This is a genomic window from Campylobacter sp. CFSAN093238 (genome assembly GCF_012898015.1).
Classification (GTDB): domain Bacteria; phylum Campylobacterota; class Campylobacteria; order Campylobacterales; family Campylobacteraceae; genus Campylobacter_D; species Campylobacter_D jejuni.
In genome coordinates this window covers 314,655-339,446 of record NZ_CP040611.1, presented here as the reverse complement: position 1 = coordinate 339,446, position 24,792 = coordinate 314,655, and the positions used below count along the sequence as shown (strand labels likewise).

29 protein-coding genes are annotated in these 24,792 nt (G+C 30.8%); 9 read left to right on the top strand and 20 right to left on the bottom strand.

Annotation, left to right across the window (positions count from 1 at the left end; genetic code table 11):
* Together flhB and FBF21_RS01840 are read right to left on the bottom strand one after the other, a co-directional pair.
* On the bottom strand, window positions 1-1,089 hold the full coding sequence (gene flhB, locus FBF21_RS01845) for a flagellar biosynthesis protein FlhB (RefSeq protein WP_002857279.1): 1,089 nt from the start codon (window positions 1,087-1,089) through the stop codon (window positions 1-3).
* Between the two features lie 118 nt (window positions 1,090-1,207).
* A complete protein-coding gene (locus tag FBF21_RS01840) occupies window positions 1,208-1,804 on the bottom strand; it encodes a peroxiredoxin (RefSeq protein WP_002854219.1) in 597 nt (198 codons plus the stop codon).
* Window positions 1,805-2,009: 205 nt separating this feature from the next.
* On the opposite strand from FBF21_RS01840, the gene FBF21_RS01835 reads away from it, so the two are divergent.
* From FBF21_RS01835 to FBF21_RS01810, 6 genes are all read left to right on the top strand, one after another.
* A complete protein-coding gene (locus FBF21_RS01835) occupies window positions 2,010-2,294 on the top strand; it encodes a 4Fe-4S dicluster domain-containing protein (protein ID WP_002854354.1) in 285 nt (94 codons plus the stop codon).
* A gap of 112 nt (window positions 2,295-2,406) precedes the next feature.
* The gene (gene ndk / locus FBF21_RS01830) at window positions 2,407-2,820 is read left to right on the top strand and encodes a nucleoside-diphosphate kinase (protein WP_002854376.1); all 414 of its coding nucleotides are present in this window, start codon (window positions 2,407-2,409) and stop codon (window positions 2,818-2,820) included.
* Window positions 2,821-3,174 carry a hypothetical protein gene (locus FBF21_RS01825; RefSeq protein WP_002857618.1) on the top strand — a complete coding sequence of 118 codons (354 nt, stop codon included), beginning with the start codon at window positions 2,821-2,823 and terminating at the stop codon, window positions 3,172-3,174. It abuts the gene before it with no gap.
* Window positions 3,175-3,197: 23 nt separating this feature from the next.
* Entirely contained in the window at window positions 3,198-3,344 is a 147-nt protein-coding gene (rpmF, locus tag FBF21_RS01820; protein WP_002858674.1) for a 50S ribosomal protein L32, read from the top strand.
* A 5-nt stretch (window positions 3,345-3,349) separates the two neighbouring features.
* Complete coding sequence (gene plsX, locus FBF21_RS01815; RefSeq protein WP_002860304.1) at window positions 3,350-4,336, top strand: phosphate acyltransferase PlsX; 987 nt, start codon at window positions 3,350-3,352, stop codon at window positions 4,334-4,336.
* On the top strand, window positions 4,329-5,303 hold the full coding sequence (locus tag FBF21_RS01810; RefSeq protein WP_002869731.1) for a beta-ketoacyl-ACP synthase III: 975 nt from the start codon (window positions 4,329-4,331) through the stop codon (window positions 5,301-5,303). The genes plsX and FBF21_RS01810 overlap by 8 nt, the downstream gene beginning before the upstream one ends.
* Here the strand turns inward: FBF21_RS01810 and FBF21_RS01805 are convergent.
* The 17 genes from FBF21_RS01805 to FBF21_RS01725 form a co-directional block, all read right to left on the bottom strand.
* Complete coding sequence (locus FBF21_RS01805; RefSeq protein ID WP_002860306.1) at window positions 5,300-5,650, bottom strand: RidA family protein; 351 nt, start codon at window positions 5,648-5,650, stop codon at window positions 5,300-5,302. The genes FBF21_RS01810 and FBF21_RS01805 overlap by 4 nt on opposite strands.
* Entirely contained in the window at window positions 5,647-6,723 is a 1,077-nt protein-coding gene (serC, locus tag FBF21_RS01800; protein ID WP_002860307.1) for a phosphoserine transaminase, read from the bottom strand. The genes FBF21_RS01805 and serC overlap by 4 nt, the downstream gene beginning before the upstream one ends.
* 9 nt (window positions 6,724-6,732) lie before the next feature.
* The gene (gene xseA / locus FBF21_RS01795; protein ID WP_002859429.1) at window positions 6,733-7,896 is read right to left on the bottom strand and encodes an exodeoxyribonuclease VII large subunit; all 1,164 of its coding nucleotides are present in this window, start codon (window positions 7,894-7,896) and stop codon (window positions 6,733-6,735) included.
* On the bottom strand, window positions 7,893-8,600 hold the full coding sequence (gene ubiE, locus FBF21_RS01790) for a bifunctional demethylmenaquinone methyltransferase/2-methoxy-6-polyprenyl-1,4-benzoquinol methylase UbiE (RefSeq protein ID WP_002859428.1): 708 nt from the start codon (window positions 8,598-8,600) through the stop codon (window positions 7,893-7,895). Before ubiE ends, xseA begins: the two co-directional genes overlap by 4 nt.
* 2 nt (window positions 8,601-8,602) lie before the next feature.
* Window positions 8,603-9,799 carry a hypothetical protein gene (locus tag FBF21_RS01785; protein ID WP_002860308.1) on the bottom strand — a complete coding sequence of 399 codons (1,197 nt, stop codon included), beginning with the start codon at window positions 9,797-9,799 and terminating at the stop codon, window positions 8,603-8,605.
* Window positions 9,800-9,844: 45 nt separating this feature from the next.
* A complete protein-coding gene (gene perR, locus FBF21_RS01780; protein WP_002854244.1) occupies window positions 9,845-10,255 on the bottom strand; it encodes a peroxide-responsive transcriptional repressor PerR in 411 nt (136 codons plus the stop codon).
* Between the two features lie 85 nt (window positions 10,256-10,340).
* Complete coding sequence (gene dxs / locus FBF21_RS01775; protein ID WP_002859427.1) at window positions 10,341-12,188, bottom strand: 1-deoxy-D-xylulose-5-phosphate synthase; 1,848 nt, start codon at window positions 12,186-12,188, stop codon at window positions 10,341-10,343.
* Window positions 12,181-13,011: a flagellar assembly protein FliH gene (gene fliH / locus FBF21_RS01770; protein WP_002858748.1), complete on the bottom strand. Its 831-nt coding sequence runs from the start codon at window positions 13,009-13,011 to the stop codon at window positions 12,181-12,183. Before fliH ends, dxs begins: the two co-directional genes overlap by 8 nt.
* 7 nt (window positions 13,012-13,018) lie before the next feature.
* On the bottom strand, window positions 13,019-14,047 hold the full coding sequence (fliG, locus tag FBF21_RS01765; RefSeq protein WP_002854670.1) for a flagellar motor switch protein FliG: 1,029 nt from the start codon (window positions 14,045-14,047) through the stop codon (window positions 13,019-13,021).
* Window positions 14,047-15,729, bottom strand: a complete 1,683-nt coding sequence (gene fliF, locus FBF21_RS01760) for a flagellar basal-body MS-ring/collar protein FliF (protein WP_002859425.1) — start codon at window positions 15,727-15,729, stop codon at window positions 14,047-14,049. The genes fliG and fliF overlap by 1 nt, the downstream gene beginning before the upstream one ends.
* Window positions 15,730-15,780: 51 nt before the next feature.
* On the bottom strand, window positions 15,781-16,875 hold the full coding sequence (gene hisC / locus FBF21_RS01755) for a histidinol-phosphate transaminase (protein WP_002869727.1): 1,095 nt from the start codon (window positions 16,873-16,875) through the stop codon (window positions 15,781-15,783).
* Entirely contained in the window at window positions 16,865-17,938 is a 1,074-nt protein-coding gene (gene pheA, locus FBF21_RS01750; RefSeq protein WP_002858741.1) for a prephenate dehydratase, read from the bottom strand. The genes hisC and pheA overlap by 11 nt, the downstream gene beginning before the upstream one ends.
* Window positions 17,926-18,693 carry an HAD-IIA family hydrolase gene (locus FBF21_RS01745; protein WP_002869726.1) on the bottom strand — a complete coding sequence of 256 codons (768 nt, stop codon included), beginning with the start codon at window positions 18,691-18,693 and terminating at the stop codon, window positions 17,926-17,928. Before FBF21_RS01745 ends, pheA begins: the two co-directional genes overlap by 13 nt.
* Window position 18,694: 1 nt before the next feature.
* Entirely contained in the window at window positions 18,695-19,903 is a 1,209-nt protein-coding gene (lysA, locus tag FBF21_RS01740) for a diaminopimelate decarboxylase (RefSeq protein ID WP_002869725.1), read from the bottom strand.
* Window positions 19,904-19,946: 43 nt separating this feature from the next.
* Entirely contained in the window at window positions 19,947-21,005 is a 1,059-nt protein-coding gene (locus FBF21_RS01735; RefSeq protein WP_002869724.1) for an LptF/LptG family permease, read from the bottom strand.
* A gap of 1 nt (window position 21,006) precedes the next feature.
* Window positions 21,007-21,552: an aminoacyl-tRNA hydrolase gene (gene pth, locus FBF21_RS01730; protein WP_002857525.1), complete on the bottom strand. Its 546-nt coding sequence runs from the start codon at window positions 21,550-21,552 to the stop codon at window positions 21,007-21,009.
* Complete coding sequence (locus FBF21_RS01725; protein ID WP_002791314.1) at window positions 21,549-22,085, bottom strand: 50S ribosomal protein L25/general stress protein Ctc; 537 nt, start codon at window positions 22,083-22,085, stop codon at window positions 21,549-21,551. Before FBF21_RS01725 ends, pth begins: the two co-directional genes overlap by 4 nt.
* A gap of 133 nt (window positions 22,086-22,218) precedes the next feature.
* Between FBF21_RS01725 and FBF21_RS01720 the strand changes: the two genes are divergently transcribed.
* The 3 genes from FBF21_RS01720 to bioD are packed head-to-tail and all read left to right on the top strand — an operon-like array spanning window position 22,219 to window position 23,489.
* Window positions 22,219-22,557: a multidrug efflux SMR transporter gene (locus tag FBF21_RS01720; protein ID WP_002783219.1), complete on the top strand. Its 339-nt coding sequence runs from the start codon at window positions 22,219-22,221 to the stop codon at window positions 22,555-22,557.
* Window positions 22,558-22,559: 2 nt separating this feature from the next.
* Window positions 22,560-22,874, top strand: a complete 315-nt coding sequence (locus tag FBF21_RS01715) for a multidrug efflux SMR transporter (protein ID WP_002857436.1) — start codon at window positions 22,560-22,562, stop codon at window positions 22,872-22,874.
* A gap of 9 nt (window positions 22,875-22,883) precedes the next feature.
* Window positions 22,884-23,489 carry an ATP-dependent dethiobiotin synthetase BioD gene (bioD, locus tag FBF21_RS01710; RefSeq protein WP_002816248.1) on the top strand — a complete coding sequence of 202 codons (606 nt, stop codon included), beginning with the start codon at window positions 22,884-22,886 and terminating at the stop codon, window positions 23,487-23,489.
* Here bioD and FBF21_RS01705 read toward each other — a convergent pair.
* Complete coding sequence (locus FBF21_RS01705) at window positions 23,476-24,759, bottom strand: adenosylmethionine--8-amino-7-oxononanoate transaminase (RefSeq protein ID WP_002876220.1); 1,284 nt, start codon at window positions 24,757-24,759, stop codon at window positions 23,476-23,478. The two genes, bioD and FBF21_RS01705, sit on opposite strands and share 14 nt — an antisense overlap.
* Between the last annotated feature and the right edge of the window lie 33 nt (window positions 24,760-24,792).

Below are 24,792 nucleotides of genomic sequence, written 5' to 3'. Positions count from 1 at the left end.
TTAGTTTCCTTTTTTTACTTGACCAGCTAAACGACTCTTATTATTTGTATTATAAACAAATCCTAGCACCTCAGCTACAGCTTTAAACATTTCCCTAGGAATGAGATCATTAACATCACAAGCTTTATAAAGCTCCCTTGCTAAAGGAGGATTTTCATAAACTACAACATTATTTTCATAGGCTACTTGTTTTATACGAAGTGCGAGAAAATCCACTCCTTTGGCAACAACTCTAGGAGCTTGTTCTTTACTTGTATCATAACGAATAGCTACGGCATAATGAGTTGGATTTGTAATCACTACATCCGCACCTGCAACATCTTGAACCATGCGGCGACGGGCAGCTTCCATTTGAAGTCTACGAATTCTACCTTTAACCTGAGGATCTCCTTCCATTTGTTTATATTCATCTTTTATTTCTTGTTTGCTCATACGCAAACCTTTAAAATACTGAAAACGCACCAAAAAAACATCTAAAACAGCAATAATTAAAAAAGCAACTATAACAATAGCTGCTAAAACAATAGCCCTATCTCTTAGCCAAGTAAGCTGTGCAACCATAGTATAAAGCTCAACTCTTGGAAGCTCTTGCATAAATTTAAGCAAAACTATAAAAGCTATAGTAAAAACAATACCCACTTTTAAAATAATTTTTATACTTTCAACAATTTTTTTCAATGAAAAAAGGTTTTTTAAACCTTTCAAAGGATTGATTTTTCCTAAATTTGGCATAATAGGTTTGGTTGTAAAAATAAAACCAAATTGCATAATATTTCCCAAAACCCCAGCAATCATAATACTTAAAACAATAGGTGCAAGAATAATTAAAACCTCAAAAATGCTTTTAATCATAATGGCTTGAATAATACGCAAATCAAATTCAACACCAATAAAACTTTGATAGTATCTATATAAATTTACAATTCTCTCGCCCATAAAACTCATCATAAATAAAGTTATAGTTACTCCAATTATCAAAGTTACAATAGCTGCCGCATCTTGAGACTTTGGAACATTACCTTCTTTACGCGCATCTTCTATCTTTTTGGACGTGGGTTCTTCTGTTTTTTCTTGATCTTCGCCTGCCATATTTTAGCCTAAATAAAAATTTTAATATGTGTGTAAAATTATAGTAGAAAATTTATGAATTTCAATTAAAGAATAAAAATGAAGAAAAAGCCTCGTAAAGAGGCTTTATACTAAGAAATTAAAGTTTAGCTTCGTTTTTGCCAAGATATTCAGCCACGCCTTTAGGGTTAGCTTTCATACCTTCATCGCCCTTATTCCATCCTGCAGGACAAACTTCACCATGCTCATTTGTAAAAAGCATAGTATCAACCATTCTTAACATTTCATCTATATTTCTACCTAGTGGTAAATCATTAACCACAGCATGGCGAACTGTTCCATCAGCATCAAGCAAGAACGAACCACGAAGGGCAACTGCTTCTGCATAAAGTACATCAAAATTTCTAGCAATCTGCTTAGTTAAGTCAGCAACAAGCGGAAATTTAACCTGACCAATACCACCTTGATTTACTGGAGTATTTTTCCAAGCAAAATGTGAAAATTCATTATCTCCTGAAATTCCAATTACTTCAATGCCACGATTTTTAAATTCTTGATATCTTTTGTCAAAAGCTATAATTTCTGAAGGACAAACAAAAGTAAAATCTTTTGGATAAAAGAATACTACCGCTCCTTTTGGACCTATGTTTTTATAAAGATTAAAATCTTGAACAATTTCATTGTTTCCCAATACTGCTGGAGCAGTAAAATCTAAAGCTTTTTTAGTAACTATCATATTTTCTCCTAAATAATAAATTTTATTGATAACGAAATTATATCGTTTAAATCTTTATTTTTTTTTAAATATCTAAAATAATATTAAAAATTTAAGAAAGTTATAATTATTATCAAATAATGTAAATTTTTGATTATCAAAATTTACATTATTTAAGAATTTTATGCTAAAATCTTTTAAATCTTAATATTAAAAAGGAGAAAAAATGGCTGTAAAAATTACAGATATATGTATTGCTTGTGGTTCTTGTATTGATGAGTGTCCAGTGAGTGCTATCGTTGATGATGCTAACAATCCAGAAGGTGAAGATAGATATTATGTTTATGCAAACAAATGCGTTGAATGCGTAGGACATAATGATCAACCAGCTTGTGCCAGTGCTTGCCCAACAGATGGATGTATAGTTTGGAGTGCTGTAGAATCAGGACAACCAAGTCGTGATAATATTGGCGCTGATATGAGAAGTGGGGACACTCCAGTTTTTGCATAATTTTAAAAAATTAAAAAGCTAGAGATTCCTAGCTTTTTCTTTTAATTTAACTTTCTTTAAACAAATTCAAGTATAATTTTAAGCTTTATTAAAATAAGGAGTTATTACAAAGATGGAAAAAACTTTATCTATAATTAAACCTGATGCTGTTAAAAAAGGTGTTATAGGAAAAATTTTAGATCGTTTTGAAAGCAATGGATTAAGAATCGCTGCAATGAAAAAAGTTCAACTTAGTAAAGAACAAGCTGAAAATTTTTATGCTGTTCATAAAGAAAGACCTTTTTTTAAAGACTTGGTTGAATTTATGATTAGCGGTCCTGTTGTTGTTTCTGTACTAGAAGGAGAAGGTGCTGTATTAAAAAATAGAGATTTAATGGGAGCGACAAATCCTAAAGAAGCTAAAGCAGGAACAATTAGAGCCGATTTTGCTGAGAGTATTGATGCTAATGCTGTTCATGGAAGTGACAGCTTGGAAAATGCAAAAATAGAAATTGATTTTTTCTTTAAACCAAATGAAATTTGCTAAATGAAAATCCCTTTTTCTAAGATTAATACAAAGGAATATCCTTTTAAACTTAATCTTGAAAATATGATTTTTGAGGGAAATTTAGTAAAAATAAATCCTAAGCTTGTTAAAATAAATGCTATTATGCAAGGTTTTATCTATAGACCTTGTGATAGTTGTGGAACTGAGTTAGAACTTGAAATTAAAGAAAATTTAGAACTTTTTGCAAGTGATGGTATTTTTAAAGATGAAGCAAACGAATTGAGCAATACTATAGAATTTTTTGATGGACATATTGATTTAATAGAAGTTGCTATTAGCGAGCTTGAAGCTTATTTGAGTGATTATTTTTATTGCATAAATTGCAATAATTAATTAAATTTTATAAAGGAGAAAAAATGGCAGTACCAAAGAGAAGAGTGAGCAAAACTCGTGCAGCTAAACGCAGAACTCACTATAAAGTTAGTCTTCCTATGCCTATAAAAGACAAAGATGGAAGCTACAAAATGCCTCACCGTGCGAATCCAACAACTAAGGAATATTAAAATCAATGATTAACATTGCCATTGATGCAATGGGTGGTGATTTTGGAGAAAAACCCATTATAGAAGGCGTTTTAAAGGCACTAGAAGCAAAACCTTTTAACGCTATCTTAGTGGGAAATTCTAAAATTCTAAAACCTTTAATACCAAAAAAATTAGAACAATATATACAATACGAAGAAGCTAGTGAAATTTTTTCGATGAATGGAAATGCCACAGATGCTTTAAAAAATAAAGAAACAACCATATACAAAGCTATTAATTTATTAAAAGAAAAAAAAGTAGATGCTGTAGTTTCAGCGGGTCATAGTGGAGCAAGTATGTCTTTGGCTACCTTAAGGCTTGGAAGACTTAAAGGTATTTCAAGACCTGCTATTGCCACTTTAATGCCAAATATCGTTAACAGAACTTTACTTTTGGATGTTGGAGCTAATACAGATTGTAAAGCTGAAAATTTATTTCAATTTGCCATAATGGGTGAAGTTTATGCTAGAGAAATTATGCAAATTCAAAAACCACGCCTTGCTTTACTTTCTAATGGTGAAGAAGAATGCAAAGGCAATGAACTTACCAAAGAAAGTCATCAGCTTATGAAAAAAATTCCAAATTTTATAGGTAATGCTGAAGGTAGAGATATTTTCAATGGTGAAATAGATGTTTTAGTCTGCGATGGTTTTGATGGAAACGTTATCTTAAAGGCTTGTGAAGGTGTAGCAACAGCTATTTTTCAGCTTCTAAAAAACGAAGTAAAGCAATCTTTTATTTCTAAAATAGGTGCTTTACTTATGAAGTCATCTTTTAAAAAATTAAAAAAACACACAGATTGGCAAGAATATGGCGGAGCACCCCTTCTTGGAGTTAATGGCTGCGTGATCATAAGTCATGGAAAAAGTGATTCTAGAGCTATTAAAAATGCAATTTTTCAAGCTATAAATTTTAGCCAATCTCATATCAATGAACTTATAGAAAATGAACTTGGGAAATACAATGCTTAAAGCCGGTCTTAAAAGTATAGCTTCTTATATTCCAGAAAAAATTTTAAGCAATGCTGATCTTGAAAAAATAGTAGATACCACCGATGAATGGATCACTAGACGCACAGGTATTAAAGAAAGACGCATTGCTAGTGAAAATGAAAATTCTAGCGATTTGGGCACAAAAGCTGCATTAAAAGCCATAGAAAGAGCAAATTTAAAACCTGAAGATATTGATGCGATTCTTGTAGCCACTTTAAGTCCTGATTATTTTACTATGCCTTCAACGGCTTGTAAAATTGCTTCAAATTTAGGACTTGTAAATATTAGTGCTTTTGATATTTCAGCAGCTTGTTCTGGTTTTATCTATTTGCTTGAACAAGCTAAAGCCTTAGTAGAAAGTGGTTTGAAAAAAAATGTTTTAATCGTAGGAGCTGAAAAAACAAGTTCAATTATGGATTACAATGACAGAAGCATTTGCATACTCTTTGGAGACGGTGCGGGTGCTGGAGTTGTAAGTTTGGACAATGAAAATCATATCCTTGATGTACATACTGCAAGCAATGGTAATTATGGAGATCTTTTAATGACTCAAAGATCGCAAAAATCAAGTCTATGTCAAACACTTTCTATGCAAATGAAAGGCAATGAAGTTTTTAAAATAGCAGTAAACACGCTTAGCAATGATGTTGTAGAAATTTTAGCTAAAAATAACATTTTAGCACAAGAAATTGATCTTTTTATTCCTCATCAAGCTAATCTACGCATCATTAAAGCCGTCCAAGAAAAACTCAATCTAAGCGATGAAAAATGTGTGATTACCGTACAAAAATATGGCAATACTTCAGCTGCTTCTATACCTATGGCAATGAATGATGCCTATGAAGAAGGACGACTTAAAAAAGGAAATCTGATCTTACTAGATGCTTTTGGCGGTGGTTTTACTTGGGGATCTGCGCTTTTAAAATTTGGAGGAGAGAATTTTTAATTCTCTCTTAGCTTTCCAAAAGCTTGAATTTCTACCAAATAACCCTCTGCTAAAGCACTTCCTACACAAGCTCTAACAGGTTTAGGATAATTTTTAATCCAAGCATCATAAGTTTCATTCATTGCATCAAAATCTTGCATATTAGCTAACCAGATTTGAATTTGAATCAAATCTCCTTTGCTTGCGCCTATTTTTTCAAACAAAGCATCAAGTTCTGCAAGTGCTTCTTTGGTTTGTTTTTTAATATCTCCGCTAGGTTCAAAAGCCACTTGTCCTGCAGTCTTAAAATATTTATCAAAAACAATAATTTGCGACATTCTATCGCACTCATCAAAACGCTTTATCATGCATATTTTCCTTGAAATTCTTTCATAAATTCACACAAGGTTTTTACCTGATCCAAATTAAGCGCATTATAAATACTTGCACGAATTCCTCCTAAAATTCTATGTCCTTTAAGTCCTATCATTCCAGCTTCTTCGGCTTCCTTTACAAAAAGAGGCTCTAAATCTTTATTTTTAGCAATATTAAAACTCACATTCATTAAAGATCTGTCCTTTTTATCTGCATGTCCTTTATAAAATCCATTACTTAAATCAATACACTCATAAAGCATAGCAGCTTTTTGAGAATTTTTCTCATGTACTTTATCAAGTCCGCCTTGATTTAAAAGCCAATCCATTTCAAGATTAAACATATAAATGGCAAAGGTTGGAGGCGTATTAAACAAGGACTGATTCTCAGCATGAGTCAAATAATTTAACATACTAGGAATTTGTTTATTTTTAGATCTTTCTAACATATCTTTACGGATAAAAATACAACTTAAACCCGAAATTCCAGCATTTTTTTGCACTCCGCCATAAAAAAGAGCAATATTTGAAAAATCTACTTTTCTAGAAAAAAAATCACTCGATGCATCCACAATCAAAGGAGTTTTAGTTTTAGGATAATTTTGATATTGAGTGCCGTAAATAGTATTGTTAGAACAAATATAAGCATAATCAGCATTATCTCTAAATTCCACTCTAGGAATATGATTAAAATTACTTTCCTCGCTACTTGCTACGGTTTTAACATTGACACCTAAAATTTGTGCTTCTTTAATTGCTTTTTTTGTCCAAACTCCTGTATTTGCATATTCACAAATCCCATTTAAAGCCAAATTCATAGGAATCATAGCAAATTGTAAACTTGCTCCACCTTGTAAAAATAATACTTCATAATCATCATTTAACCCGTAAAGTTTTTTAGCTTTCTCTTGTGCTCCAAAATGCACTTCTTCAAATACTTTTGTGCGGTGAGAAATTTCCATTATAGAATAACCCCTACCCTGATAATCACAGAGTTCTTTTTGAGCTTGCTCTAAAATTTCTAAAGGTAAAGTCGATGGCCCTGCACTGAAATTGATTTTTCTCATAATCTATCCTTATAAAATTTTTGCTTCTTTTTGAGAAGTTTGAGAACTTAAAATAACGATATCATCACTCTTAAGATCTTCTAAATTTGCTATTTTACCATTTTTTCTGATACAAATAAACTTTTTGCTTTTATTAAAAAAATTCTCATGTTGCAAATAAGCATTTTGCAATTTATCTAATTTTAATTCATTATAACGCATTTGATTTGCCAATAGATGATTTAATTGCTTTTCTATATTATGGCTTTGTTTTATTTTTTCATCTATTATTTTTGGCAAAGAATTAAATTTGAAAAATTTGCTTAAATTTAAAAGCAAATTTTCATAATTTTGTATTTTATAATTCCAAAGTTGCATTAATTTTTCTTCCATTAAATCCAAACTTTGCTCTATATCCAACTTAGAATAAAACAAAGTATCTATAGCAGCTGAAGGCGTTGGAGCTCTAAAATCTGCAACAAAATCACTAATAACATAATCAATCTCATGTCCTATGGCTGAAATAATAGGAGTTTTTGCTTTAAAAATCTCTCTTGCTAAATTTTCATCATTAAAACAAAAAAGATCTTCTCTGCTTCCTCCACCACGTGCTATAATAAGAACATCTAAATCCATATCATCGGCTTTTTTTAAAGCTTGTATAAGAGAAAAAGGAGCATTATTTCCTTGAGTTAAAGCATCAAAAATATAAATTTTTGCCAAAAAATATTCTTTTTGGTGAATAAGTTTTAACATATCTTGCAAAGCAGCAGAAGTTTTTGAAGTGATAATGCCTACTTTTTTAGGAAATTTTGGCAAAGATTTTTTAAAGCGTGGATCAAAAAGTCCTTCTTTTTGCAAACGCTCTTTTAAAGCCAAAAACTGTGCTTCCAAATCCCCAAAACCTGCTTTTTTCATACTAGTAGCGATAAATTGATAACGACCACTTTCAGGATATAAACTTACACTTCCACAAAGCTCTAAAAAATTCCCCACAGCTGGTTTAAATCCGACTTTTAAATTAGCTCCTTTAAACATAGCACAAGCAATGCTTGATCTTTCATCTTTTAAATCAAAATACCAATGTCCTGAACCATGCAAAGTAATTTTTGAAATTTCTCCACTTAAAACTATATCATCAAAATGTGTTTCTAATAAAGCCTTTGCTTTAAGATTTAATTCTGTTGGTGTCATAGTTTTTTTGCTATAAACATTGAACTCACGCCAAAGCTAAAACTTTTATAATCAAGTATTTCAAAACCAGCATTTTTAAGTTCTAAGATGAACTCTTCCTTACTTAAAAATCCTTCAATAGAGTTTGGCAAATACTCATAAGCACTTTTATTTTTACTGATTATCCCACCTATACTTGGTAAAATATTTTTAAGATAAAAATCTCTACAAGCTGCTATAAATCCACCCTTTTCTCTTTTTGTAAATTCCAAAACTACCAAAATACCATCTTTTTGAAGTACTCTAGCAAATTCACTTAAGGCTTTTTGTCTTTCTACAACATTGCGAATGCCATAACTAATGCTTAAAATATCTAAACTTTGACTTTCTAAAGGTAAATTTTGCGCCCCTGCTTCTATAAATTCGACATTTGGAAATTTTTCTTTTGCAACATTTAGCATGCCACTACTTGGATCAATACCTTTAATATTTAGAATATTTTTTTCCATTTTTAAAGCACTCTCTTGCCAAATCTCTATCATATCCCCTGTGCCACAGGCAATATCAGCGATTTTTAAATCTTTTTTTAAATACAAACTCATCACTCTTTGACAAGCTTTTTTGCGCCACGCTACATCAGCTCCAAAGCTTAAAATTCTATTCGCCTTATCATAAGTAGGTGCAATTTGATTAAACATTTCTATAATTTTTTCTTGTTTTTGCATTTTTATCCTTTGTAAATTTTCAAATTTTTACTTGATTTTTTAAGCAATTTACAAAATTTATTTTTATTATTGATTATTTTGGAAAAAATATTTTTATCCCTATCTTTGCAATATTTTTCATAAAGTTTGTTTAAATTTTTTATCTCTAAAAAACGATAAAAATATTCTAAAAATATTGCCAATTCAAAAAAACTATTTTCAAAAAGCTCTAAATCAAAATTTTTTAGTATATTTTTTCTAAATAAAATAATTTTTTTTCTAAGTTCTAACGCAACAAGTTGTTTAAAAAACCTATCTTTGCAATCACCTTCATAAAAAGAATTTTCCTTTATGAAAAAATCAAAATCATTAAACAAATCTTGGATTTTTTCATCGCTTAAAAATAGTAATAAATCTTGATTTGAATTTTCACTTGCTAAAATATCTTGAGTTTTTTTCGTTATATCTTTAAACTTTAAAGCCAAAATATTACTCAAATTTTTATCTAAAATAGTATTCATACTTGATAAAACTATATACAAGCTTCTTGAATAAAATAAAAATTCACATAAACTTTGCTTATCTTTTCTCTCTAAAGATAAAGTCCAATAAAATTTTAATTTTTTAAATAAATAAAATAAAAAAATTCTAAATCCATCATAAGCATTAATATAATTTGGAAAATCCAAACTAAAATTCTGATTTTTTTCTATAATTTTAAAATATTTCTCTATATCAAAATTTTGATATTCAAAACCATATAAAACGATATGTTTAGAATTTAAATCATGATGTAATTCTTTTTGAATTTTAAAATCTTTAGGAATTTTAAATTCATTGGAACTATCCAAAGTTGGAAAAAATATTTTTAAAATACAAATTTTAGGCTCTTCATAAATATCAATATAACTTTTTAAAGAGCAAAATTTAAATTCGAAGCGTTCTTTTTTAATACTCTTTCCTATAATCTTTTTTCGAGCTTTTTCAAATTTTTTTTTAGAAATTTTCTCTTCTTGATTCTGTTCTAAAATTGAATTATTAAATTTTGTAATTTTATAAAATTCATTGCAAAAACTTTGAAATTTAACACTATGATTTGAAGTTATTTGAGTATAAAAAGTTTCAAATTTAGAATTTCGAAAAGGTATATTATCTTTTTTTAAATTCTCTAAAAGAGTGCAATCAGATAGTAAAAAGTTTTTTTGAATTTCATAAACCATTAAAATAACCCTTAAAATATATGGGTTATTTTAACCTTATTTTGCTTAATGACACTTTTTGCAACTATCAACATAAGCACAAACAGACAGATGATTGACGAGATTGCCTATCTTTTTTTCTAAATGCTCTTGATATTCATAAAGCTTAGCATCTTTAAAACTTAAATCCTCTATACCACCACATTTGGCGCAAACAACATGAATATGTTCTTCTTCATAGATATCGTAACAAGTTTTTTGATTTAAAACATTGATTTCAACAACTAAACCTTGTTCTTGTAAAGTATTAAGATTTTTATAAACCGTCGCTAAAGAGATTGAAGGGTATTCTTTTTTAATTTCTGTATATAATTCATCAATATTAGGATGCTCATGTCTTTTTAAAATTTTTAAAACACATAGTCTTTGCGGAGTAGCTTTTAACTCATGTTTTTTAAGCATTTGTAGTAATTCCATTTTATTTATTCCTTACTTTTTTAAGTAAAAATAATAATAAAATTTTTATTAAAAGAAGTTTATATTAAATAATATTTTTTATTATTTAATGATAAAATTTTAAAACTTTCGTCAACAAACTATTGACATCTTTTTCTAGATTTTTTTCCACCTCACTTGTTTTTCCATGTTCAATAAATTTGTCTTCATATTCAAAGCTAACAACTTTTACATGCAAATCATATTTTTGTAAAAAATTATTAATTAAACTTTCTATACCGCCAATTTTAACATTTTCACTAAAAATAAACCAAATTTTACTTTTTTTAGCAAGCTCACACAAAAGCTCTTCATCTAAAGGTTTAGCAAAAATTAAATCAATCAAATTAGCATTATTATTCATTTCTTGCAAGGCTCTTAAGACTTGCCACGCTTTTGCCACACCTTGTCCATAACCTAAAAAAGCAATTTCACTACTATTTTTTACAAGCCATTGCGCCTTACCAAGTTTTATCTCACAAGGATTAAATTCTTTATCCAAAATAAAACTCCCTCTAGGATAACGAAAAGCAATAGGTCCTTGATGTAAATAAGCATACTCCATTATATTTTGCATCATTTGTTCATCTCTTGGAGCTAAAAGAGTGAAATTTGGCAAAGGAGCTAAAAAACTAAGATCAAAAACACCTTGATGCGTCTCCCCATCTTCGCCTACTATCCCTGCCCTATCCATAGCAAAAACCACATTTAAATTCATAATCGCACAATCATGGATCACTTGATCATAAGCACGCTGCAAAAAAGTGCTATATATTGCAATAAAAGGTTTAAATCCTTCTTTTGCCATAGCGGCCATAGAAGTTACTGCATGCTGTTCTGCAATAGCCACATCCCAAAAACGGTTTGGATATTTTTCTATAAGCTTATCAAGACCTGTTCCACTTGGCATAGCCGCCGTAACCCCAACAATATTTTCATATTTTGAGGCTAAATCAAGCAAATTCTTAGAAAAAATTTCAGTAGCAGATTTTTTAGTATCACTTTTTTTAACACTCTCTCCACTATCTATATCAAAAGCTCCCACCCCGTGCCATTTAGCATGTTTTCCTTCGGCTAAAGCATAGCCTTTACCCTTTATGGTTTGAGTATGTATCACACAAGGCTTTTGCATAGCTTTTGCTTGTTTTAATGCAGAAATAATTTCACCTAAATTATGTCCATCAATAGGCCCTATATATTCAAGCCCTAATTCTTCAAACAAAAGCCCAGGAGTAATAAGTTTAAAACTCTCTTCAAAACGCTTGGCCATATAAGTAGCACTATCAGGCAATATATCCAACATTTTAGCAATACGCTTTTTAAAACTTTGATAAAACTGCGTTGCCATAGCTTGAGAAAGATACTTTGAAATTGCTCCAATTGGTTTTGAAATACTCATTTCATTATCATTTAAAAGTATTACGCAAGGAAATTTAGAATCACCCAATTCATTTAAAGCCTCATAGGCCATACCCGCACTTAAAGCACCATCTCCAATCAAAGCAACAGGAATACGCTTTTCACCTTTTAAAGCAATGGCCTTACAAGCACCTACTGCCAAAGAAATAGAGGTGCTAGAATGCCCTGCTACAAAATAATCTCCCTCGCTAGGTTTTGTATAACCACTTAAACCATTGATTTGTCTTAAAGTATCAAATATTTCTTCTTTTCCGCTTAAAAGCTTGTGTGTATAAGACTGATGCGACACATCAAAAATAAAAGGATCTTTTTTTGCATCAAAAACCAAATGCATTGCTATACTAAGTTCTACAGCACCCAAATTTGAACTTAAATGCCCACCATTTTTACTCACAACTTGTATGATTTTTTCACGCATAGATGCTGCTAAATTTTCTAATTCTTTTAAACTTAGCTTTTCTAACTCTTCTTGAGTATGGGCAAATTTTTTACTCATTATTCACCATTTTTTTAATTTTAGTTAGACGAGAGTTAAGATTGGATTCTATATTGCCTGCGTCACTTATAATAACAACACTTCCTTTGCTAATTGCATCATCAAGACTTATTTTAATATGAGCATTCTGATCAAATTGCTCTTTTAAATACTCATAATCCTCTGCATTAACCTTAAGCTCAATTGCACTAGCACCCTTAAGCTCACCGATTAAATCTTTAGCCAAAGCATAAGCTATCTTACTTGAATTTAGTTCAAGTTCTTTTAAGATTACTTCTTTAGCGATATCTATAGCAGTATCTGCTAATTCTTTCTCATTTTTTTCTATGAAATTTTCAAGATTTTCGCAAGCATTATCAAGTTTGGCTATACTTTTTAAATACTTATCTTTAAAATCACTCAATTCCTTTTGAAATTCTTCTTTTGCTTTCTCATAACCCTCTTTGGTAAATTTTTCTTTAGCATTTTCAAGTTCTGAATTTAAGCGGTTATTAAATTCATTCTCTTGGCTTTCTATTTGCATTTGAAGTTTAATAATATTGCTTGACATTTCATCTGTTTTTTTAAGTAAATCTTCAACAAAGCTTGGTTGAAATGTTGGAATTTGAGTTTCCATAACAGCTTGTGTAGAGGCAATGACTTGATTTTCTTCGACTGGTTTTTCGTCATTTAAAGATATATTAGTATTTTCTTCATCTGGAGTTTGAGTATGTTTTTTTTCACCTGTATGATTATCAAATTCTGAAATAACTTTAAAACGATATCCTTCAACAACATGCTGATCAGAAGCCCCACCAGAAATTACATTGCTACGATTAACCATCTCTCACCTACTCTATCATTTCATCCGCATCGCCTGTTTGAACAAGACCTTGTTCTGCAAGTTTTTGCACCACTTCAACAACCTTTCTTTGTGCATCTTCAACATCTTTAACACGCACAGCACCCAAAAAACCCATTTCTTCAAGAAAAGCTTCGCTTGCACGCGTAGACATATTGGCTAAGAATTTTTGCTTTAACTCTTCACTTGCACCTTTTAAACCTATCATTAAATCACGCTTATCGGCTACTTTTAAAATTTCTCTTATAGCCTGAGTGCTAAGTTTTTGTATATCATCGAAAGTAAACATAAGCTCTTTAATAGTCTCTGCTAAGCGTTCATCACTTTGTTCAATATAAGTAATGGTTGATTTGCTTGCTTTTTGACCCAAGCGATTAAGCACTTCTGCTACCGCTCTTGGGCCGCCCACTTCAACCTTATAAGAGGTAAGACTTTCAAGCTTGCTTTCTAACACTGCAGAAACTCTTTTAATAATACTTGGAGAAATATCGCCAAGATTTGCCATTCTTATAACCACCTCAGCCCTTAATTCATCACTAAAATACTCTAAAGTTTCTGCCGCATGAATAGAATCCATGTGTGCCAAAATAAGAGCGATGGTTTGTGGGTGCTCTTTGGTAATAAAGTCTGCAAGTTGCTGTGGTTTAATTTGCGCCAAATAAGCAAAATTTTGATTATTCTCCATACTTTTAGTGAGTTTTTCAAGAATTTTATTTGCAATCTCTGGCCCAAAAGTACGAAAAAGTATTTCTTTAGCATATTCCAAACCACCACTTTTAATATATTGATTTGATTGAAGCAGAGTGTAAAATTCTTCTAAAACCGCAGTAGCTACAGATCTATCAACATTTTTAGCCATAGCAATATAACGTGAAATTTCTGTAATTACATCAATTTCCATATGTGAAAACACAGAAGTTGTTGCATCTTCGCCAAGTTGTATAAGAAATATCGCTACCTTCTCAGGCATCGATAAATCATCATAGACCATTTTTTGTTCTTCACTTAGCTTTATCATCACATATCCTTTTCGCCAAATTCGCTATCATTTTGAATTAAGTTTTGCAAAAGTGCTGCAATTTCCTCACCTTTATCACTTACCAAACCACGCAATTTTTCAAGCAAAACCTCATACTGGATAGAATCTTCATTAAAATTATCCCCAAAACCAAGTTGTTCTTCAACTTTTTTCCTTGCTGCATTAAATTTCTCTAAAGCATCTTCAGCATCATCTAAAACAGCATTTGGACCTTGCTGCATCTCCTCTTGTGCTGCGACATCTTCAAGCATTTTTTGAGTAAATGGAGCAATAACTTTTTTGTAAAAAATAAAAAGTAAAATCGCTGCAATAAAGTATTTAACCGGCGGAATAAATGGCTCAACAAAACGATTGTAAAAAGTTTTAACTTTACTCTCAACTCTAATCGACTCACGATGAAATGGTAAATTTTGCACCACAACGCTATCACCTCTAGTAGCGCTAAAATTAATAGTATTTTTAACTATACTCTCAACACTTGCAAGCTCTTCTTTAGTCAATGGAACATATTCGCTTTTCACATCCCCATTTTCATCAACCACATCTTGATATTTTCCATCTATAGTGACAGCTGCCGAAGTGCGTAAAACTGTTGCAAATTGTTTTTTTGTATTTGTGATAGTTTTAGAAAGTTCATTGTTTGTAGTAACTTGATTTTTTTTATAAGTGTCAATTTGACCTTTATTGTCAAGTCCTTCAACAGGACCTATATTAGAAACAGCACCTGGAACACCCTGAATTTCTGGATCTTTTCTACCTGTTCTTTCCTCGTTTAAAGTTTGCTCACTACGCACTATAGGATTTGGATCATAAATTTCACTTTGAGATTCTTGCTTGGAAAAATCAAAATCTATATTTACACTCACTTTTACTTTATCCATACCACCTGCAAAAGGAGCTAAATTTTCTATAATCTTATCTTCTAAAGCTTTTTCTTGATCACTTTTAAATTTAATTTGCGCACGAACCAAGTCATCTTCATATGCTTCTTGCTCATCTAAAGGCACACCACTTTGATCACTAATCTTAACATTTTCTTTAGTAAGTTTTGGAACTGCCGCTGAAACAATATTTTTTATACCATCAATTTGTTTTCTAGTAAGCTTTAAACCTTCGCGAACATTAACAACAACTGAAGCTGTAGGCGGAATTTGCCTTTCGGTAAAAACACTATCTTTAGGAAATGCTATGTGTACAACAGCGCTACGAATAGGTTCTAAAGTCTCAATAGTTCTTGCAAGTTCGCCTTCTATGGCTCTTTGGTATTTTACCTTTTGCTCTTCATTTGTAGCTCCAAAAGCTTGAGTATCAAAAGCTTCAAAACCCACGCGACTATCTTTTATAAGACCTTCGCTTGCAATAAACATTCTTTGACGATAAACCTGATCTTGTGGAACTAAAATTTTATTTTCACTTTCTAATTTATAGGGAATATTATTTTGTTCAAGTTTAGCTACAATTGCAGCAGAAGAACTTGGGCTTACATTTTCAACTAAAACTGCATATCCATTATTTGCATTACTACCACTTCCACGAAATAAAGCTAAAAAAACCAAAAACCCAACCACAACTATAATAGATGCAGCAATCACTATACGCTGCTTGCGAGTTAAATTTTGATAAAGTTGCCCAATTTGATGAAGCATATTTTTAAAATCCATTAATTCTCATCCCTTAGTTTAGCGAATTTTACATATTTTTATTTGATTTATCTATCTTAAAATCTTATCAAATTCTGTAAAAAATTTTTCATTTTCATAAGATGTTCCTATAGTAATGCGTATAGCATTTAAACCATAGCTTTTTAAATTTCTTATTATTATACCCTTTTTAAGCAATTTTTCAGACAAATCTGTACTATTTTTTTCATCAAAAAAATAAGTGATGAAATTTGTATAACTATCGATAATTTTGATATTATGTTTTTTAGCAAATTCTTTATAAAGCTCCATTTGAGAAAAATTATTCTCTAAAGTTTTTTTAGCAAATTCATCATCATTTATTGCTGCAACTGCTGCTTTTAAAGCAAGATTACTCACATTAAAAGGCGCACGAAGCTTGTAAAATGCACTAATAATATTAGCATTAGCTATACCATAACCAATGCGTAAACCTCCTAATCCATAAAGCTTAGAAAAAGTTCCTAAATAAAGTACATTGTCAAATTCTTTAATCAATTCGCAAAGTTTTAAATGTTTTTTGCTATCTTTAAAACTTGCAAATTCATTATAAGCTGCATCAATCACAACTAAACAATCCTCATTTACACCTTTAATAAACTCGGTCGCCTCACTTGCATCCAAACACTCGCCTAAAGGATTGTTTGGTAAGCATAAAAAAATAAGTTTAATTTCATCTTTGTGCGTTTCATAAAGTTTTTTAAACTCATCTAAATTATGAGTAATACTTTGAGTTTTATAACACTTTGCACCACATTGTTTGGCATAAATTTCATACATAGCAAAGGTAACTCCAGCTTGCAAAAAAGCATTTTTAGAATTTAACTTAGCATGTATAGCAAATTCAATCACTTGATCACTGCCTGCACCGATGATAATATTTTCATTTTGAACTTTGTATTTTTGAGCCAATGTGCTTTTAAGTTCTATCATACTATCATCAGGGTAAAGATGGGCTTTGTTTGCATTTTGTCTTAAACATTCTATAGCTTTTGGTGGCGCGCCAAAAGGATTTTCATTGCTTGCTAATTTTATCACTTCTTTAACGCCATATTCTTTAGCAATAACTTCTATATCTTTGCCGGGTTCATAATTGCTTAAATTATTTAAAAATTCATTAAATTTCATCTTTTTCTCCTGATAAATAAGATCCAAGCCAAACAATCTCTTGTATATCTTTTAAGGCTTTTTTTACATTTTCATCATCAATATGCCCTTCAAAATCTATATAAAAACTGTGTAAAAATTCTTTTGATTTTACAGGGCGAGATTCAAGCTTAGTAAGATTGATATTTTCTTTTTTAAACTGCTCTAATAAAAAGCTAAGTCCCCCAGGTTTATGTGCTGTGTGTGCTAAAATAGAAGTTTTACAATTTGGCATTTTAGGATTTTTAATATCGCTTAAAATTAAAAATCTTGTTTTATTGGCTGCATTATCTTCTATTTTATCAAAAAGTACAGGCACATTATAAAGCTTAGCCGCTATTCTAGAACAAATTGCTGCCGCATATTTATCTTGCGAAGCTAGGTAAGCTGCATTAGCTGTAGATTTTGAAGGAACAAATTCTATAGCACTAAGTTCATGACTTTCTAAAAATTTACGACATTGATTATAACCTTGCGGATGCGAATAAATGCGTTTGATTTCTTTTAAATTTTCATTAATTCCTACAAAAGAATGATGAATATCCATATAAATTTCGCCAAAAATTTTAAGCTCATTATACTTACCTAGACAATCTAAAGTAATGCCCACTGCACCTTCGGTATTATTTTCTATAGGTACAACACCGTATTTTGCTTCTTTGTTGCTTAACTCTTTAAAAACATCTTCGATATTAGCCAAGGCTATATAACGACTCATCGCACCAAAACGACTTCTTGCTGCTTGATGTGTATAAGTTCCTTCAGGCCCTAAATAAGCTATAGTTTGAGGCATTTCTAAATTTCTTGAAACTGCAAAAATTTCTTGATAAATTGCCTCTATGGCATTTTGATCTAAAAGTCCTAAATTTGCATTTTTTAAACGATTGATAATGGCTCTTTCACGCTCAGGACGATAAATACTTCCCCCACTACTTTGCTTAAGCTCACCTATACTTTTAACATAAGTCATTCTTTCATTTAAAAGATCTAAAATTTTATCATCAACCGCATCGATTTTATTTCTAAATTCTTCTAAATTTGGCATTTTAGATCCTTTAAAAACTCAAAAACACTAGGATAAACTCCATCAAGCAAATCCGTATCAAGCCCTTTTGTGTCGCTTATCTTGCCGCTTAAAACTAGCAAGGTTTTCATGCCAAGTTCTTTTGCCTTAAGCAAGTCACCCCTAAAATCATCACTAATGATTTTAATATCTTCAAAATCGATTTTTGAATTTTGTCTTCTTATTAAATTTAAAGCTTCTTTATAAAAAGCAATGCTAGGCTTACCCACAACCTCGTATTCAAAATCAATAGCATTTTTAAGCATAGCCATAATGCTACCTACACCAGGATAAGGCCTACCATCTTTTTTATAAATACTAGTTTCGTGCATAGCTATAAATCTAACTTCTCTTCTAGCCAATTCTATCATAGTGGCAAAATCTTTAAATTTAAAATCATCATAACTAGCCACAAGCACAGCACTAGGATTTACAAAATCGAGCTCAAAACCAAGATTTTCAAGACTTTTTATAAACTCATCTGCACCAAAAGCCGCAACTTTACAAGGTCTTAAAAGGTGTTTTAAAACGCTGAAAGGATCAATATAAGCATTTTCTTTTATAGCCAATCCTTTTTGCTGTAATTTTTCTAAAAAATCAAGTTTTTTTGTATTGTTAGTGATGATAAGATAAGGAAGATTTTTTGCATTTAAAAAATCGATCAGTTCTTTAGCACCATGGATTAAAGATTTATCATGATCAGAAATTAAAGTCCCTTGAACATCTAAAAAAAACATTTTAAGCCTTTAAAAATTTCTCTTCTAAAGCGATTTGATCTTCAAAATTTTCTCTTTGACGGATCAATCTTACCTGTCCTTCTTCAAGGGCTAATTCGCAAACTTTATTACGAGTATTGTAATTACTACTCATGCTAAAACCATAAGCTCCAGTATTTTTAATAACCATTATATCACCACTTTGAGTGCCAGGCAAAGACCTTGCTTTAGCAAAAAAGTCCCCACTCTCACAAATTCCACCTACAACATCACATAAACTCTCTTCGCCTTGATTATAAGGTAAGATTATTTCATGATAAGCCTCGTATAAACTTGGGCGTATAAGATCATTCATCGCTCCATCTACTACAACAAAACGCTTGGTTTTATTTTGTTTTTCATAAAGCACTGAACAAACAAATTCTCCACTTTTAGCAACTAGATACCTTCCGGGCTCCATTCCTATAGTTAAATCAAGCCCATGAAGTTGTGCTAATATACCTTGTGCATAATCATAAAGATCAGATTCACACTCATCTTTTTTATAAGCCACACCCAAACCACCGCCTATATCAAAAAATTTAAGATCGATTTGCAAGGCTTTTAACTCTCTTACAAGTTTTGCAACGATGCCTGCTGCTTCATGAATGGGAGAAATATCTAAAAGTTGCGAACCTATATGAAAATGCACTCCAACGGGCTCTAAAAAAGATGAATTTTTTGCATAAAGATACATTTTTCTTGCTATATCAATTTCGACACCAAATTTATTTTCATTTAATCCTGTAGAAATATAAGGATGAGTTTTTGCATCAACATTTGGATTAACACGAATACTGATTCTTGCCTTTAGATTAAGTTCTTTAGCCACACTTTCTAAAAGCATCATTTCAGCTTCGCTTTCAAGGTTAATATATAAAATATCATATTCTAAAGCTTGTCTTAACTCTTCTTTGGTTTTTCCTACTCCACTAAAAATAATCTTATAAGCTTTTGCTCCTGCTTTTAAGGCACGCTTTACCTCGCCTATACTCACACAATCAAATCCACTATCTAAATTTGCAAGCATTTGCAACAAACTTAAATTTGAATTGGCTTTTACAGCGTAAAAAATTTGAGATTTTCTAGCCTTAAAAGCCTCTTTGAGATTTAAAAAACGCTCTTTTATGAAATCAAAATTGTAAATATAAAAAGGGGTATTAAATTCTTGTTTTAATTGTTTATAATCCATATTTAACCTTTAATTTTTATAATTTTACTACACAAAGCTTAATTTATCGATGCTTATAATACATATAAGCACTTAAACAACCCAAAATTATAATAGGCACTACAATGCCAATTTCACTTGCAATCACACTATTTTCGCTTAATCTAGTAAGCAAAAACAAGACTCCCCAAATCATCAAAGTCGCTACAAAAGCTACAAAAGCTACAATAGCAAGATTAAAAAATCTTGCTATTACAGGAAAAAAATAATACATAATAAGCATTAAAAATGGTGCAAAAAAAGGAGTAAAAACAAATTTATAAAGATTGATTTTAAGAGTATCTGTATTGACATTTTGCGCCTTAAAAAGCTCAAAACTTTCAAGTGCATCAGATATTGAATAATCACTATTACTAGCAACCCCTTCTATAATCTTTGGTTTAAAACCTTCAAGTGATTTAAGCTCGGAGAAATCTTGTATCTTTAAACCATCATTAGCAAGTTCATAATTTTTAGGTAATAATGTAATATTACCATCTCGCAAAATCCAGCTTTCACCTTCAAAATGGGCATTTTTAGCACTTACAAAAGAGCTTAAATTTAAATCATTAATATTAAAAATTTTTATATTTTGAGCACTATTTTGTCCATTGTTTATCTTTGAAATATAAACAAAATTATTGTTAAATTTCAAAAACACTTCTCCACTTTGATTCATAATAGTGCCATTTTTCAAAATATTTCTCTTATAATCATTTGCATAAGCAAAAGAAGTAAAATTCAATCCTATATAAATACAACAAAAAAATAAAGCCCATAAAAAAGGAAATAAAATAACATAATTTCTACTCAGTCCTAACGCATAAAGACTTACAAATTCATTTGCTCTGATCATAGAAATCAAAGAAACTACCAAAGCAAAAATCAAAGAAATGGGTAATACATAAGGCACTGCCGAAAAAGATAAAAACATAACATAAAGCAAATCAAGATTTGCGGCTTTTGGTAGATCTTTAAAATTTAAGAGTAAATCAATACCGCAATAAAAACCAAGTAAAGAAAAAAATATAATAAAAAAATTTTTTAAATAAATCCCTGAAATAAAACGAAAAAATATCCACATCTTAAGCCTTTAGGCTGTATTTGGATGATATAGCAGACAAATCATCATTTTCAATAAGCTCAAGCAAAGCTTTTTTTGTATGCTCTAAAACTTTGCTTAAAGTTATTTCTTCTTCGGATTTAAATTTACCTAAAACATGGGAAATCACATTTTCACCCTTTCCCACTCCTATACGCACTCTTTCATAGTCATTTCCACATAAAGTATCTATGCTTTTAAGCCCATTATGTCCACCACTTGAACCGCCTTTTTTAAAGCGCAAGGCTCCTAAATTTATATCTATATCATCATGGATAACTATCATTCTTTCGCATTTATAAAAATCATTCACTGCTTTTACGCTAAGTCCTGAATTATTCATATAAGTACTAGGTTTAAGAAGAAGTAAAGAAGAACCTATTTTAAAAAGCTCTCCTTTAAATTTAGAGTTTGTAAGATTTGTAAAATTGCTTTCTTTTAAAAGTAAGTCAATTAGCATAAAACCGACATTATGACGGGTATTTTCATACTCTACGCCTATATTGCCAAGCCCTACGACTAAAATCATCTAGCTTTTTCTACACCTACAACCGCTACTCTATCAGCATCAATCATAGTTACTCCCGCAGGAACTACAATATCACGAACAAGTAAAGCATCACCCACATCAAGTTTACTTACATCAAGTTCGAAGAAATTTGGTAAATTTTCAGCTGCACATTTTACTTTTAATCTTCTTTTTGATTGGATTAAAACACCTTTATTTTTAAGACCTATAGCTGTTCCTGTGATTTTAACTGGGACCATGTATTTAGAAATCACACCTTTTTGTGCAACTTTTAAATCCACATGTTTAAGTTCTGCAGTTACAGGATCTTTTTGATAATCTACAACTACAACGCTTAAAGTTTGAGAACCTACTTTTACATCAAAAATTAAAGTAGTTTTTTTACGAACTTCCTTAATAAACTCATTTACTTTAAAAGCGGCATTGATGTTTTCTAATCCTTTTCCATAGATGTTTGCGATTAGATAACCATCTCTTTTTAAAGCTTTAGCAGCTTTTCTACCGATACTCTCTCTAACGATGCCTTCTAACATCTTTTGTCCTTTCTTAAAAAATGAGCTTTGATTATATCTAATTTTGGCTTATGGAAAAGTAAATTTATAGCTTCTTTTAATTTCTTTAAGATATAATTTGTTTTACAAATATTATGTTAATTTAAGGCTTCATGTGAATGAAAAATTCAATATTAATATAGCTTGGTTTTTAATAATCTTAGGTGGAATTATAGAATGCTTTTGGGTAAGTGGACTTAAATATTCTACAGAAATTTGGCAGTATATTTTAACAGCCATTGGGGTTTGTATTTCTTTTACTTGCTTTTTAAAAGCTTGTGAAAGACTTGAAGTAAGTATTACTTATAGTGTTTTTGTAGGCATTGGCACTATTGGGGTGGTTTTAAACGAAATGTTTATTTTTAACGAAGCTGTTTCTATAATTAAACTTGTGCTTATAGCAATTTTACTTTTAAGTATTATAGCCCTTAAATGGGTAAGCAAGGAAGCTTAGTTATGGAATGGTTTTATTTGTTTTTAGCTACTGCCTGTGAAATTTTTGGCGTGGTGATCATGAAAGAACTTGTAAGCACTAAAAACAAGCTTTACCTTTTAGCTTTGATAGTGTGTTTTGGATTTTCTTTTACTTTTTTAAGCTTAAGTATGCAAAATATCGCTATGAGCGTTGCTTATGCTATATGGACAGGAGCTGGAACCGCTGGTGGGGTAATGATAGGAGTGCTTTTTTATAAAGAAAGTAAAAGTTTTTTAAAACTTTTTTTAATCACTGTGATTATTGCTTGTACAGTAGGTTTAAAATTTCTTTCTTAAGGATTTTTTGTGCAAATTTATGTGAGTGGAATACATACTGATGTAGGAAAAACACATTTTAGTGCAGCTTTTTGTGCGAATTTTAACTATGATTATTTTAAACTCATTCAAGCAGGAACTCCAACAGATAGCGAGTTTATTGCAAAATTTAGCCCAAAAACAAAGATTTTTAAAGAAGGTATTTTTTTGCAAACTCCAGCTTCTCCTCATCTTGGAAAAATCAAAGAAAAGCTTGATTATAAAGCCTTAGATATCATTTTACCAAAAAGCAAAAACCTACTTATTGAGCTTGCGGGTGGGCTTTTTTCTCCTATGGATGAAAATTACACTATGATTGATTTTGTGAATATTTTCAAACACCCTACGATTTTGGTAGCAAAATACTATCTTGGAAGCATTAATCATATCTTGCTTAGCATTGAAGCTTTAAAGCAAAGAAATATCAATCTTTTAGCCCTTGTAATGATGGGTAAAAAAGATATCTTACAAGATGATTTTATAAAAAATTATGCAAAAATTCCTATAATCAATCTTGATTTTTTTGATGAAAATAGCATTTTAAATAAAGATTTTAAAGAGCAAATGCAAGAAATTTTACAACTTAAAATTCCTTAAAAATCTGCTCTAAACTCTCTAGTATATAAACGATTTGTTCTTTTGTGATGATGTAAGGAGGCATAAAATAAATCGTATTTGCTAAAGGTCTTAAAAGCAAACCTTTTTCTAAGGCTTTTTGAAATACAAAAAGTCCTACGCGTTTATACTTGGTGCTTAAAATATCAAAAGCACTGATCATCCCGCAAGTTCTAAAATTACCCAAAAAGTCAAATTTTTCAAGTCTTGAAAATTCTTTTTTGATAAACTCGCTTAAAATTTGATTTTTTACTAAAATATTTTCATCCTCAAAGATATCTAAAACCGCATTTGCTGCCGCGCAAGCTAAGGTATTTCCCGTATAGCTATGAGAATGTAAAAAAGCCTTTTGGCTTTCATAAGTATCATAAAAAGCATTATAAATTTCATCTCTTGTAAGCACTACAGAAAGTGGCATAAATCCACCCGTTATCCCTTTTGAAAGACAGATAAAATCGGGGCTTTGTTTGCATTGATGTAAGGCAAACAAAGTTCCTGTGCGTCCAAAGCCCACTGCAATTTCATCAAAAATCACTTGCACTCCAAATTGATGGCAAAGCTTTATGGCCTCATCAATGAACCCTGCTTCATACATATGCATATTTCCCGCACATTGCACCAAAGGTTCAAGTATAAAAGCGCAAATTTCACTTGCATTTTTTTCTAAAATATCTTTTAAAATTTCAAGCTCTTGAGTGTAATCTTTACTTTGTGGCACAGGCGTGCTTAAACACTCTAAAAGTAAAGGCTTATAAGTATCTTTATAAAGTGCTACATCTCCTACACTTAAGGCTCCTAAGGTTTCACCATGATAAGAATTACTTAAAGATAAAAATTTACTTTTTTTCACTCCCTTATTTAAATGATAATGAAAGCTCATCTTAAGTGCGACTTCAATAGCGCTTGAACCATTATCTGCGTAAAAACATTTGTTAAAATTCCTGCCTACTTTTTCGCAAAGTCTTGCAGAAAGCTTGATGATGGGCTCATGTGTAAAACCTGCTAAAATCACATGCTCTAGCTCATCAACTTGTTTTTTAATGGCATTTGCGATTTTTTCATTACAATGCCCAAAAAGATTTACCCACCACGAGCTCACACAGTCCATATAAGCCTTATCATCAAAATCATAAAGCCACACTCCTTTAGCTCTTTTTATAGGAATGAGTGGCAAATTTTCATGATCTTTCATTTGCGTACAAGGGTGCCAAATATGCTCTAAATCGAGATTTTTTAAGATTTGATTTTGCATTATAACTTCTTTTTTAAATATATTTTGGCAAAA